This window comes from Pseudomonas sp. URIL14HWK12:I5, from assembly GCF_900176445.1.
Lineage (GTDB): Bacteria > Pseudomonadota > Gammaproteobacteria > Pseudomonadales > Pseudomonadaceae > Aquipseudomonas > Aquipseudomonas monteilii.
The window spans coordinates 1-12,189 of record NZ_FWXQ01000012.1 but is presented as its reverse complement, the minus strand read 5'-3'; the positions used below and the strand labels follow the sequence as shown (position 1 = coordinate 12,189).

Annotated in this window: 11 protein-coding genes and 1 rRNA gene; 3 read left to right on the top strand and 9 right to left on the bottom strand. The window is 62.8% G+C overall.

The genetic code is table 11. The annotated features are described in order from the left end of the window. Window positions 1–16: 16 nt before the first annotated feature. Entirely contained in the window at window positions 17–394 is a 378-nt protein-coding gene (locus B9A31_RS23910) for a RidA family protein (RefSeq protein WP_084297462.1), read from the bottom strand. A 12-nt stretch (window positions 395–406) separates the two neighbouring features. Beyond that, window positions 407–1,543, bottom strand: coding sequence for an NAD(P)/FAD-dependent oxidoreductase (locus B9A31_RS23905; RefSeq protein ID WP_084297461.1), 1,137 nt, complete (start codon window positions 1,541–1,543; stop codon window positions 407–409). Window positions 1,544–1,658: 115 nt separating this feature from the next. On the opposite strand from B9A31_RS23905, the gene B9A31_RS23900 reads away from it, so the two are divergent. Further along, entirely contained in the window at window positions 1,659–2,252 is a 594-nt protein-coding gene (locus tag B9A31_RS23900) for a helix-turn-helix domain-containing protein (RefSeq protein ID WP_016714792.1), read from the top strand. Between the two features lie 105 nt (window positions 2,253–2,357). Beyond that, entirely contained in the window at window positions 2,358–3,143 is a 786-nt protein-coding gene (locus B9A31_RS23895) for a sulfite exporter TauE/SafE family protein (protein ID WP_012271535.1), read from the top strand. A gap of 3 nt (window positions 3,144–3,146) precedes the next feature. On the opposite strand, the gene B9A31_RS23890 is transcribed toward B9A31_RS23895, so the two are convergent. The 5 genes from B9A31_RS23890 to B9A31_RS23870 all read right to left on the bottom strand — a co-directional run bounded on the left by B9A31_RS23890 (window position 3,147) and on the right by B9A31_RS23870 (window position 8,316). Then, window positions 3,147–3,686, bottom strand: coding sequence for a histidine phosphatase family protein (locus B9A31_RS23890; RefSeq protein ID WP_019097197.1), 540 nt, complete (start codon window positions 3,684–3,686; stop codon window positions 3,147–3,149). Window positions 3,687–3,784: 98 nt separating this feature from the next. Further along, window positions 3,785–4,117: a DUF3325 domain-containing protein gene (locus tag B9A31_RS23885; RefSeq protein ID WP_019097198.1), complete on the bottom strand. Its 333-nt coding sequence runs from the start codon at window positions 4,115–4,117 to the stop codon at window positions 3,785–3,787. Then, window positions 4,114–5,634 carry a PepSY-associated TM helix domain-containing protein gene (locus B9A31_RS23880; RefSeq protein ID WP_084297460.1) on the bottom strand — a complete coding sequence of 507 codons (1,521 nt, stop codon included), beginning with the start codon at window positions 5,632–5,634 and terminating at the stop codon, window positions 4,114–4,116. Before B9A31_RS23880 ends, B9A31_RS23885 begins: the two co-directional genes overlap by 4 nt. After that, window positions 5,631–5,918 (bottom strand): hypothetical protein, encoded by a 288-nt coding sequence (locus tag B9A31_RS23875; RefSeq protein ID WP_019097199.1) that lies wholly within the window; start codon window positions 5,916–5,918, stop codon window positions 5,631–5,633. Before B9A31_RS23875 ends, B9A31_RS23880 begins: the two co-directional genes overlap by 4 nt. A gap of 157 nt (window positions 5,919–6,075) precedes the next feature. Further along, window positions 6,076–8,316 carry a TonB-dependent siderophore receptor gene (locus B9A31_RS23870; protein WP_084297459.1) on the bottom strand — a complete coding sequence of 747 codons (2,241 nt, stop codon included), beginning with the start codon at window positions 8,314–8,316 and terminating at the stop codon, window positions 6,076–6,078. A gap of 271 nt (window positions 8,317–8,587) precedes the next feature. Here B9A31_RS23870 and B9A31_RS23865 point away from each other — a divergent pair, with 271 nt between their 5' ends. Beyond that, complete coding sequence (locus B9A31_RS23865; protein WP_084297458.1) at window positions 8,588–9,790, top strand: MFS transporter; 1,203 nt, start codon at window positions 8,588–8,590, stop codon at window positions 9,788–9,790. A gap of 57 nt (window positions 9,791–9,847) precedes the next feature. On the opposite strand, the gene B9A31_RS23860 is transcribed toward B9A31_RS23865, so the two are convergent. Further along, the gene (locus B9A31_RS23860) at window positions 9,848–11,656 is read right to left on the bottom strand and encodes an ABC transporter ATP-binding protein/permease (RefSeq protein WP_084297457.1); all 1,809 of its coding nucleotides are present in this window, start codon (window positions 11,654–11,656) and stop codon (window positions 9,848–9,850) included. Between the two features lie 260 nt (window positions 11,657–11,916). Beyond that, window positions 11,917–12,032 (bottom strand): 5S ribosomal RNA (gene rrf, locus B9A31_RS23855). Between the last annotated feature and the right edge of the window lie 157 nt (window positions 12,033–12,189).

The following is a 12,189-nucleotide window of genomic DNA, read 5'->3' as shown; positions in this document are numbered from 1 at the left end:
AGCGGCCTCTGCTCAGTTACAGATCGCCGACAAACGCCTGCACTTCAATCTCCACGTCCACTCCCAGCGCCAACGCCGAGGCCACTGTCGAGCGCACCGGCAACGCGGCACCGAAGAACTCCTTGTACACCTCGTTGAAACCGGCGAAGTGGCTCATGTCCGACAGCCATACCGTGGCCTTTACCACCTGGTCGAAACGTGCGCCGCAAGCCGCCAGGCTTTCGGCAATGCGCTCGCAGGCGGCGCGGGTCTGGGCCTGGATGTCACCACGCACCACTTCACCGCTGGCGCTCAACGGCACCTGGCCAGAGAGAAACAGAAAACCACCGGCCTTCACTGCACGGGAAAACGGGAACGGCAGGCTGCTGGGAAAGCGCTGGATGTCATTGCTCATGGGATGCTCCTTTCAAGGTTGCTGGAAACGGGCCGGGGACAGACGCTCGGGCGCCACACCCTGGCTGACAAGGCTAGAGCACAGGGGTTGGCCAAGCAGCAGGTCGGCGGCCAGGCGCGAAGCCCCCGCTGCCGACTGGATGCCATAGCCACCTTGCGCCGCCAGCCAGAAGAACGCAGGGGCGTGTGCATCGAAACCCACCACCAGGTCGCCGTCTGCAACGAACGAACGCAGCCCGGCCCAGGTGTGACTGGGGCGGCGGATCTTCAAGGTGGTCATGCTTTCGATGTTGTAAATGCCCAACGCCACATCGAGCTCTTCCGGCGCAGCATCTTGCGGCTCGACCGGGTCGGCGTTGGCAGGCGAACCGAGCAATTGCCCGGCGTCGGGTTTGAAGTAGAAGCTTTCGTCGACACCAATTACCGCTGGCCAGCGGGCGAAGTCCTGGTCGGCAGGGCCCGGAAAGGTGAATGCACTGCGCCGGCACGGTTGCAGGCCGATGCGCCCCACACCGCATTGCTCGGCCACACAGTCCGCCCAGGCACCCGCGGCATTGACCAGCTGACGTGCCTGCAGACGGCTGCCACCAGCCAATTCCACCTGCCACAGGTTGTCCAGGTACACGGCCTGGATCAGCTCGGCGTTGCAGCGCAGTTCACCCCCGGCAGCGCGATAACCGCGCAGGAAGCCTTGGTGCAAGGCATGCACATCAAGGTCCATCGCGCCCGGCTCCAGCACTGCGCCAGCCAGGGTTTCGCCGCGCAGACTGGGTACCAGTGCCAGCGCGGCATCACGGTCAAGCAGGCTGACCTCGGTGCCATTGGCCAGGTTCTGCGCGTGGGTCTGCTCAAGCAGCTCGCGCTGTTCCACGCTGGCCACATACAGGCAGCCGCGCGGCTCCAGCAGCGGGTGCTCGCAGAAGCCTTCCGGCGGGGCTTCATAAAAGGCCCGGCTGGCGCGGGTCAGCGCCTGGATCTGCGCAGTGCCGTAGGCCTCCATGAACATGGCCGCCGAACGCCCGGTGGAATGGTAGCCAGGCTGTGCTTCGCGCTCGATCAGCAGCACCCGCTGCTGGCCAGCCAGGCGATAGCCCAGCGAGGCACCGGCAATGCCGGCGCCGATGATCAGGGTGTCGTAGATCGGGGTCATGCACGCTCCTGACAAGCAAATTATCATTTATGAGAATTCTAATATATGAGAATTTAGAAATGCGCAAGTGTCCAAGGTAAGATGCCCGACCACCGCCGTATGCCGAGAACGCTGAATGCCCGCTGCCCTACCCCTGCTTGACCGCGCCGTAGTCGGCCAGCGCCTGCGCCAGGTGCGCAAGGCGCGCCAGATGACCCTCAAGCAATTGTCCGAAGCCAGTGGCGTACCGCTGTCCACCTTGTCGAAGATGGAGCTGGCACAGGTGTCGGTCAGTTATGAAAAGCTCGCCGCCGCTGCGCGGGCGCTGAATGTCGATATTGCCCAGTTGTTCCGCTCCGGTGCCACGGTCAATGCCCCGGTGCCCGTGACCGTGGTGGTCGATTCATTGCCGGCGGCAGCGGGCTACTCGACCGGCACGTATGACTACCACCCGATCGCCGGCGACTTCCCCGAGCGGCGCATGACGCCGGCTTATGCCCGCATCATCGCCCGTGAACGCGGCCAGTTCGACGACTTTATCCGCCACCCCGGGCAAGAGTTCGCCCTGGTGCTGAGCGGGCGGGTGCGCATCGAGTTCGAAACCGGCGAAGCGGTGAGCATCGGGCCACAGGAAACGGCGTACTTCGACAGCCAGGTGGGGCATATTTACCTGTCCGAAAGCGAGGACGGCGGCGATGCGCATGTGATGGTGGTGATGACGGATCGTTAATCCGCGTCGGTTATAACCTAATAACGAACAAGTCTATTTGGCTATAAAAAAATCTATATGCTGGCTGCATCCGATAACGGGCAAAGTTGGGCAGTCGAGTAGCGTATGGATGTAGGTTCTTTTGGTTTCACCATTGCTGGCCTGGTCGTGGGTTTCATCGTCGGCATGACCGGCGTCGGTGGCGGCTCGCTGATGACCCCGATCCTGTTGTGGTTTGGCATCAACCCGGCTACGGCCGTCGGTACCGACCTGCTCTATGCGGCCATCACCAAGGCCAGTGGCGTCTGGGTGCATGCGCGCCAGAAGAACATCGACTGGAAAATCACCGGCCTGCTCAGCCTGGGCAGCGTGCCCGCCGCTGCGCTGACCCTGTGGTTCCTCAGCACCCTGCACACCGACACCTCGGCGCTCAATGCCATTATCAAGCAAGGCCTGGCGGTGGTGCTGATCCTGACCGCGCTGGCCATCCTGTTCAAATCGCGCCTGCAGGCCTTTGCCAGCCGTCATGCCGGTGACCACTACCACCTCAGCGATCGCAGCCTGAACATCCTCACCGTACTCACCGGCGTTGTGCTGGGAGTAATGGTCACACTCACCTCCATCGGTGCTGGCGCCCTGGGCACCGTGGCGTTGTTCCTCCTGTACCCGTTCCTGGTCACACGCCGCCTGGTCGGTACCGAAATCGCCCACGCCGTCCCCCTTACCCTGGTAGCAGGCCTGGGCCACGCGGGCATGGGCAACATGGACTGGTCGCTGCTGGGCTACCTGCTGCTGGGCTCGCTGCCAGGCATCTACCTGGGCAGCCACCTCACCGGGCGCATCTCCGACCGGGTGCTGCGCCCGTGCCTGGCGGCGATGCTGCTGCTGATCGGCTACAAGCTGGCGTTCTGAGCCTCATTCCAGGCGCAGTCGCCACTGCCCGGTAAAGCTCAGATCCAAGCGCGACAGGGGGAGCACGTCGATACGCTGGCTGGCCTTCATCGGGCAACCCAACACCTGAACCAACACAGCGCGCATGACCATGGGGTGGGTCACCGCCAGCCAATCGCCCGGGCTGTCGAAGGCTGCCAGCCAGGCGGCCAGGCGCTGGCACAGGGCGGCGAACGACTCCCCCCCGTGCGGCGCACTGGCCGGGTCCTGTAACCATTGCGCCAAAGCCTCAGGCTGCTCAGCCTGCAATTGCTTCAACGCCAGCCCCTGCCAGTGACCCAGGTCGCAATCGGCCAAGCCCGGTTCGACCTGCACCTGCCCCGACAACCACGTAGCGGTCTCGCAGGCTCGCCGTTCTGGCGCAGCCAGCAGCTGCATGCCGGGCAGCATGGCGTCGGGTTGTTGCGTTAACGGCAAGATGCCGTCATCTGTTCGGTGCAGACGCCCGGCCTTCTGGGCCGGGGTCAGGGCATGGCAGATCAGGGTCAGGCGGACGGCTTTCACCGGGGCTCTCTCGCAGCAGGCTGGGCCCATGGTTTAACACGCTGCGAAGCTTTTGGCTGCAACTATGTCGTAGCAGCCTTTACCGCGATCAGGCCCGGTCAAGCTATCAGCGAAACCAGCCCCCACACCGGCACCGCAGCCACCAACCCCATCGCCATCCGCGGCCAGTACGGCAGCAGCATCACCAGCAGCAACCCCGCCAGCGACAGCACGCCGAACCAGGCCACCGGCCCCATGGCCCAACCCCAGGCCTGGGCGCACAGCACCAGGCTGGCCAGCAACGCCAACCAACCGGCGCTGCGCAGGCCCATACGCAATACGCGTGGGCACGCCCGATTCCACACCTGCTTGTAATGCCGCTCCAGCCCTTGGCACAGCCCAAGCATGCCGGCGTAGGCGAACAACACGCCACCTATGATCCACATCATCATGCCTTGACCTCCTGTTGCCGACCTACCCTGGTCTTCCGTTGCGCTGGTTGTGCTTGCCACACCCGCCAGGCCACCAGACCAAGCAACACCCCCAGCACCAGCGCACAGCCCGCTACGCCGAGGCGCATCGTGTCTTCGAGGCCGCCAAATGCACCCAGACCGATGCACAGCAATGCCGCCAGCAGCAGTTGTTCGACCCAGGCGCGCCGCGCCGGCCTGACGCCGGCATGCCACAGCGCCAGCAGCCATACACCGAAGAACGCGCGTACCTCCCAGCTTTCCCGCTGCATCAAATCCACCGGTAGCAAACGGCTGGCCCACAGTAGCCCGACGCATGCCAGCAGCAGGCCGCTGATAAAGCCCACGTTGCACACTTCGGCCAGCCGGTACCAACGCCGTGCCGATGTTTCGGCGGTGGCGCTGGCGTATTTACGCCCACGCTTCACGCAGAACAGCACCAGGCCGCTGGCGATCATCAGGCAACTGATCAATCCGCACATGAAGTACAGCCAGCGCATCGGGTAGCCGCCGAACTGGGCGAAGTGCAGGCCGACCATGACCCGTTGGGTCAGCGGCGCCGCACGCCATTCAGGCACGTCGCTGAGTAACGCCCCGCTGACGCCGTCGAAAACCATGGCCTGCCCCTTGGCGAGGGCGATGCGGTTGCCCAGTTCGGGGCGGATTTCGATACGCGCCGCTGCAGTGTTGGGGTTACGAATATTCAAGCCGCCAATAGGCCCCAGCCGCGCCTCGGCCTGGGCCAGCAACGGCGCCACGTCGACCAGGGTGGCCGGCTGCCTGGCCAGGCCACGGGGCTGCTCCAGGCGGGCATTACCCTGTGCCTGGAAGTAGGCGCGGGTGTCACCGGCGAAAAGTGCATCCACCCCGGCAGGGATATAAATGAGCATGAAGATCACCAGGCCGGTATAGGTGATCATCAGGTGGAACGGCAGCAACAGCACCGCGCTGGCGTTGTGAAAATCCAGCCACGAGCGCTGGCCCTTGTTCGGCCGGAAGGTGAAGAACTCCTTGAAGATTTTCTTGTGGATGACAATGCCGGTCACCAATGCGGCCAGCATCACCAGTGCCAGCGCGCCGACCACGAAGATGCCCCAGTTGCGCGGCAGGTCGAGGGTGAAGTGGAAGCGGAAGAAAAAGTTGCCGCCGACGCTGTCACGCACCTCGATGGCTTCGCCGGTGCGCGGGTCGAGCTGTACGCCGCCGCCGTGGCGCCGCTCACCGGTGGACACGCGCAGGCCTGGCGAGCGCTCGCTCGGTAAGCTGATGCCCCAGTTGCCGGCCTTCGGCTCATGGGCCTGCAGGTAGGCGATGGCACGCTGGGCGGCGGCGGCCTCGGACACCTGCGTGGCCGGGATTTCCGGCTGCATCCAGTGATTGAGCTCCTTGTCGAACACGGCCAGCGTGCCGGTAACGAAGATGGCGAACAGCAGCCAACCGAAGATCAAGCCGGCCCAGGTGTGCAGCCAGGCCATCGACTGGGTGAAGGTGTTTTTCATGCCAGGCGCTCCAGTATCTGTGGCCAGAAACCGACCAGGGCCAGGGGCACGGCCAGTGCCAGCGGCGCCCAGGCGCGCAAGGCATCACGGCTGGCGAAGGCCCAGAGGATGGTGGCGGTGTAGAAAATGAACGCGGGCAGGGTCGCGACGATGATCGCGTCGGTGGCAGGCAGCGGCAGGATGCGGGCCAGGCAGGCAGTGGCGGCATAGCTCAGGGCGTAGCCGCCGAGCAGTGCGGCACTGGTGCGGGAGATAATCTGTAGCCAGGCAGGGGCTTTGATCATCGGAAGGCTCCTTGGAGTCCAGTGATGAGGCCAGGGCTGCTGCGCAGCCCAATCGCCGGCAAGCCAGCTCCCAAAGGGACTGCACAGGGCTCGTTGACTGTGCAGTCCCCGTGGGAGCTGGCTTGCCGGCGATTGGGCCGCACAGCGGCCCCGTGGATCAGAAGTTGATATTCAGCGCAGCAAACACCGCCCTGCCCGGCTGGTTATAGGTGTTGGCCCCCGAGCTGCTGGCGTTGCCGCCCCGCAGGATCTGCTTGTCGAACACGTTGTTCACGCCTACCCGCACGTCGTAGTTGGCGTTGAACTTGTACCCGGCACTCACGTCCACCAGGCCATACGCCTCGACGTCCTGCTGCGCGGTCTTGTCGTACTCTTGCTGGGTGCGGTAGTTGTAGGTCGGTGACTTCTGCTTGCCAAAGTAGGTACCCGCTACCTGGAACGACAGCTGCTCGGTGGCGCGCCAGTCGAGGGTGGTGTTGACGGTGTATTCCGGGATCACCGACAGTGGCTCGCCGGTTTCGCGGTTGTCGTTCTCGAGCATCCAGGTCAGGTTGGTGTTCCAGTCCAGGGTCGGTGTCAATTCGATGAAGAAGTTGCCTTCGATACCTTCCACCCGCGCTTCGCCCGCGTTCTCCCACTGGGTCACGCGGCGACCGCTGTTAATGGCGTAGAGCACATCGGTCCCGCCGATGATCTTGTTCTTGTAGTCGTTGCGGAAGTAGGTCGCGCTGGTACGCCAGGTACCACGGTCGTACAGCAGGCCGATTTCCTTGTTGACGCTGATCTCTGGCTTGAGGTCGGCATTACCTTGCAGGTAGCAGCCGCCGGAGTTGGTCTGCTGCACACTGCAGCCCTGGCCACGGCTGTAGAGCAGGTAATTGGGGTTGGACTGGTACAGGTTCGGTACCTTGTAGGCACGCGCAATGCCACCCTTGACCGACAGTGCCTCGGTCAGTTTGTGCGACAGGTTCAGGCTTGGGCTGAAGTTGTCGCCAAACATCTCGTGATGGTCAAAGCGCAGGCCGGGCGTCACGGTCGTATCACCCAGGACGATATTGTCCTCGACGAACAACGCATAGCTTCTGGCCGTCATCTTCGTATCGCTGCGATCGAAGCCGCTGATCGCATCACTGCCCGAACCGCTGGGATCGAAGCTTTGCGGGCGGAACGAGCCCTGGTCGTTGAGCGACTCGTACAAGTACTCACCGCCCAAGGTCAGCACATGTTCAGTGCTGCCCATGGCGAACGGCAGGTTGACCTCACTGCTCAAGCGGGTGTTGCGCAGCCGCGACATCGCCGCGCCACTGTCGTTGATCGCCCCTTCCGGGCCACCGGCCAGGCCCTCGTTGAGGCGCCAGTTACGCACGTACTCGTACGCCAGGGTGGTCTTGCTGGTGCCCCAGGTAAAGTCGCCCAAGTGGGTCAGGTCGTACGTGCTGCGCTGCATGATGTTGGTTTCGTGGCCATACAGGCTGGAAATCAACGCGACATCGCTGCCGCCGTTGCTGTTCATGGTGTCGCCCGCGTAGATGTTGCCCTGACGGCTGTAGCCTGCGCTGGCTTCAAGGCGGTGCTCGTCGTTGAGCTTCCAGCTCAGCAAGCCATTGATGTCTTTGTTACGCACACCTTCACGTCCGGCAACCAATGCGCTGTTGGCGTGGCTGGCGTTGATGTCGAAGTCGTCGGCGTCGGTCTTGGCCAAGCCGCCATACAGGCGGAACCCGAGGTTGTCGGTAAGGCCGCCACCCAGGTTGAAGTTGGCGCGGCGGCTGGCGCCTTCGGCGCTGTCTTCCGGCAGTTGTGTATACAGGCTGACACTGCCCTTGAGTTCGTCGGTAGGGCGCTTGGTGATGATGTTGACCACCCCGCCCATGGCGCCGGAACCGTAGCGTGCGGCAGCCGGGCCGCGCAGGATCTCGATGCGCTCGACCGCTTCGGCCGGCACCCAGTTGGTTTCACCTCGGGTATCGCGGTCGCCGTTCCAGCCATAACGCACGGCGTTGCGTGCGCTGGACGGTTTGCCGTCGATGAGGATCAAGGTGTTCTCCGGGCCCATGCCGCGCAGATCGATCTGGCGGTTGTTGCCCCGCGCGCCGCTGGCGCTGTTGCCGGTCAGGTTGACGCCGGGCTCGCGGCGGATGATATCGGACAGGTCATTGGTCGGCGGGTGGCGCTTGATGTCTTCGGCAGTGATGATCGACGAGCCCAAGGCCTGGCGTGCCTCGCGCTCGGCGGTGATCAGGGTGTCCTGGATCACCAGCACGTTGTCGGCGACCGACACTTCCTGCACCTCACCCGCACGCTGCTCCTCGGCTTCAGCCGCAGTGGCCATCATGGCCGGCGACGCCAGCGCGACGAACGCCAGGGCCAGGCTATTGGGTGAAGTTCTGCACTGCATGGGTACATCTCCTGCGATTCATGAGCGAAAAGGCACATCCCTGTCGGAAACCGGGGGCCCTTGCCCACCGGCCCCACAAACACAGTTTGGTGGCCAACAGGGGAGGTAAATATAGAGAGATGCGAATGCGAGTACATCTTATTTACGAAGTTTACATGTTTGTAACGGAACTTTGCTGAAACCCGGGATAGAGCAGTTAACCACCCATCGATTTGCATCCTGCACGGAGGCTCCTACAGTTTCGAACGTAGCAACTCTGTCGGGAGCCCAGATGCGCAGCAATGAAGACAGCCGCTCTGCACACACCTCCAGAAGTCTGCCGAAGATCCCTCGCAGCGTCTGGGCGCTGGGCTTCGTGTCGATGTTCATGGATATCTCCTCGGAGATGATCCATGCGCTGCTGCCGCTGTACATGGTTACCGTGCTCGGCACGTCGGTAGTCGCGGTGGGCGTTATCGAAGGCATTGCCGAAGCGACCGCATCGATCACCAAGGTGTTTTCCGGCGCCCTCAGCGACCGGCTGGGCAAGCGCAAGCTGCTGACGGTGCTCGGTTATGGCCTGGCTGCGCTGACCAAGCCGGTGTTCCCCATTGCCTCCGGGCTGGAGTGGCTGACCGCAGCACGTTTCGTGGACCGGGTCGGTAAAGGCATTCGCGGGGCGCCGCGCGATGCGCTGGTGGCCGATGTCACCCCCGCCGAGCTGCGGGGCGCGGCGTTCGGCCTGCGCCAGGCGCTCGATACCGTGGGCGCCTTCCTCGGGCCGTTGTTGGCAATCGTGCTGATGTGGCTGACCGCGAGCCACTTTCAAGCCGTGTTCTGGGTAGCGGTGATCCCGGCATTTGTAGCGGTATACATTCTCATCGCCTTCGTTCGCGAACCTGAAACGCGGCCTGCCTCACGGCCGGTACGCACACCGTTGGCGCTGCACGAGATGGTGCACCTCGGGTCGGCGTATTGGCGACTGATCGGCCTGGCAACGTTATTTACCCTCGCCCGCTTCAGCGAAGCGTTCCTGCTGCTGCGTGCCCAGGACATGGGCCTGGCACCGCTGTGGGCGCCGGCGGTGCTGGTCTTGATGGCGCTGTCCTACTCACTGTCGGCCTACCCTGCCGGGGTGTTGTCGGACCGGGTGGGGCGCCGAGGCGTGCTGATGGCCGGGTTGGGTTTGCTGATCGCTGCCGACCTGCTGCTGGCCCTGCTACCGGGCTGGGGCGGGCTGGCCCTGGGGGTTGCGGCCTGGGGCCTGCACCTGGGCTTCAGCCAAGGTGTCTTCGCGGCCATGATCGCCGACAGTGCCCCGGCCAACCTGCGTGGTACCGCCTTCGGCCTGTTCAACCTGCTGACCGGCGTGGCACTGCTGGCCGCCAGCGTGGTAGCCGGGTTGCTGTGGGATGGTGCAGGATTTCAGGCAACCTTTCTGGTCGGCGCGGGGTTCGCTGGCGCCACCCTGGCGGGGTTGACACTGCTGCGCTGAGCCTGGGAGGAGCCCGGCTGATCGCCATGCTGACGGTGATCAGCACCCGGACGCAAACTAGGCCAGCGCAGCCTCCTGCTCCAGCAATGACCAACCGCCATGCCCATCCACTTCCAGCCGATGGGTATGGAACGCTGCCAGCGTGCTGCGGTGGCCGACACTGACCAGCAGTGCCCCCGGCATTTCCGAGCGCAACAACGCATACAAGGCATGTTCGAGGCCCTCATCCATCGCCGAGGTGGACTCGTCAAGGAACACCACCTGCGGCCGGTTGAACAGTACCCGGGCGAATGCCAGACGCTGCTGCTCACCCACCGAAAGAATGTGTGACCAGTCGCAACTGACGTCCAGGCGCTCGGCCAGGTGAGCCAGGTTGACCTGGCGCAACGCCTGCTGCATCCGCGCCTCATCCTCTGGCTTGCTGGCTGCCGGGTAGGCAATGACAGTACGCAAGTCACCCAGAGGCAGGTACGGGCGCTGCGACAGGAACAGTGCCTGATGGCCCATTGGCCGCCTGACCTCACCTTCGGCATACGGCCAAAGGCCCGCCAGGGCGCGCAGCAGCGTGGTTTTACCACTGCCCGATGGCCCTTTGATCAAGAGCGCCTGACCCGCGTGCAGGCTCAGGTCCAGGTCGGCAATAAGGGCGTGCCCGTCCGGACGCAGCACCTGCAGGCGGGTGATCTGCAGCGCATGCGCCTGGTCTTCGGTCAGGACGCGTGGCAATGCGCTCGCCTGCTCATTGGCATCGAGAAACCCGGTCAGACGGTCGAGGGTCGCCCGGTACTGGGCAAACGCATCATACGACTCACGGAAGAACGATAACGAATCCTGCACTTGGCCAAATGCCTGGGACGTTTGCATGACGTCGCCCAGCTTGATCGCGCCGCTGAAGAAACGCGGTGCCTGCAGAATGAACGGGAACACCACGGCAACCTGGCTGACGCCCAGGTTGAAACCACTGAACTTGAGGTTTCGGTACACCAAAGCCCAGGCATTCACGATCAAGGCTGCAAAGCGGCCTAGCAAAGTGCCCCGCTCGACCTGAGCACCTTGGTAGAAGGCGATGTTCTCGGCATTTTCACGCAAGCGCATCAGCGCATAGCGGAAATTCGCAGTGAGTTTTTCGTTGAGGAAATTCAGGCGGATCAATGGGCGCCCAAGGCGGAAGGCGACCCAAGTGGCGATGATGACATACAGGTACACGGCAAACACCATCGCCCGGGGGATCTCCACCCCGGCCACCGTCAGCGGTGCCGACAGCCCCCAGAGAATGCCGGTAAATGCCACCAGCGAAACCAGCGCACTGACCGCGCCCAACGCCAGGCTTACCGAGCTGGTGACGAAAGCGTTGATATCCAGTTCGATACGCTGATCGGGGTTGTCCACTGGCTCGGCGAGGAACTGGCCGCGGTAGTAGGCATCGCCTTTCATCCAGTCGTGGGTCAGACGCTCGGTGAGCCAGACCCGCCAATGAATGCTGAATGCCTGGGTTACATAGAACGTGAAAAGCGAGCGCAACACATGAATGGTAGCCAGTACGGCAAAGACGCCAAGCAAGTACCAGAACGCGGTTTGATCAAGCCCCTGCAAAGCGCTGTAGAAGCCGTTGTACCAGAACGAGAACAGCACGTTCAGCCGTACAGAGAACAGTGTCAACACCAGCAGCAACGCAAACACCAACAGCGGCCGCCAACTGCGCGTGAAACTGAAATAGGGCCCGGCAAGCTGCCAGAACTGACTGCCCCAGCGCGTGCAGCGCACGGCCAGTGTGGCGGCTGCGGCGAAGCAGACTAGGGTGATGAACGAGGCGATTGCCAGCCAGCTCAGGCTCTCTTGCAAAGCCTGGTGCCAGTTCATTTCCATGGTGGGTATCCGTGCTGAGTATTTCCGCGAGCGTAACATTGCTCCGCGATTCGTCAGGCATAGATGACGCACATTTCATGATTGCTTTGGTTTTTTGAAGCAAGCGACGTGGTGGATGGCACCGGCTCCGCCGGTGTTCGCGGCTAAAGCCGCTCCTACAGGGATCTGGGTAAAGCCGAGACTTGCGTGGGCTTGGCTTTTTCAGGCCACAAAGACAAAACCCCTACCTGCATGCGCAGATAGGGGTTTTGCTAAATGAATCTTGACGATGACCTACTCTCACATGGGGAAACCCCACACTACCATCGGCGATGCATCGTTTCACTACTGAGTTCGGGATGGGATCAGGTGGTTCCAATGCTCTATGGTCGTCAAGAAATTCTGTTGCCAGAATGTCCGTGAACACTCTTGGCCAATTCGGATATGCGATATTTGTGATGTTGCGAACTTTCGGGTCTTTCGTCTTCACCACCACAATTCGGCTTACGCGCAAATTGCTTGGGTGTTATATGGTCAAGCCTCACGGGCAATTA

Bases quoted from the DNA above. Each gene is read 5' to 3' on its own strand.
- B9A31_RS23910 (WP_084297462.1), bottom strand. From the start codon at position 394: ATGAGCAATGACATCCAGCGCTTTCCCAGCAGCCTGCCGTTCCCGTTT.
- B9A31_RS23905 (WP_084297461.1), bottom strand. From the start codon at position 1,543: ATGACCCCGATCTACGACACCCTGATCATCGGCGCCGGCATTGCCGGT.
- B9A31_RS23900 (WP_016714792.1), top strand. From the start codon at position 1,659: ATGCCCGCTGCCCTACCCCTGCTTGACCGCGCCGTAGTCGGCCAGCGC.
- B9A31_RS23895 (WP_012271535.1), top strand. From the start codon at position 2,358: ATGGATGTAGGTTCTTTTGGTTTCACCATTGCTGGCCTGGTCGTGGGT.
- B9A31_RS23885 (WP_019097198.1), bottom strand. From the start codon at position 4,117: ATGATGATGTGGATCATAGGTGGCGTGTTGTTCGCCTACGCCGGCATG.
- B9A31_RS23880 (WP_084297460.1), bottom strand. From the start codon at position 5,634: ATGAAAAACACCTTCACCCAGTCGATGGCCTGGCTGCACACCTGGGCC.
- B9A31_RS23875 (WP_019097199.1), bottom strand. From the start codon at position 5,918: ATGATCAAAGCCCCTGCCTGGCTACAGATTATCTCCCGCACCAGTGCC.
- B9A31_RS23870 (WP_084297459.1), bottom strand. From the start codon at position 8,316: ATGCAGTGCAGAACTTCACCCAATAGCCTGGCCCTGGCGTTCGTCGCG.
- B9A31_RS23865 (WP_084297458.1), top strand. From the start codon at position 8,588: ATGCGCAGCAATGAAGACAGCCGCTCTGCACACACCTCCAGAAGTCTG.
- B9A31_RS23860 (WP_084297457.1), bottom strand. From the start codon at position 11,656: ATGGAAATGAACTGGCACCAGGCTTTGCAAGAGAGCCTGAGCTGGCTG.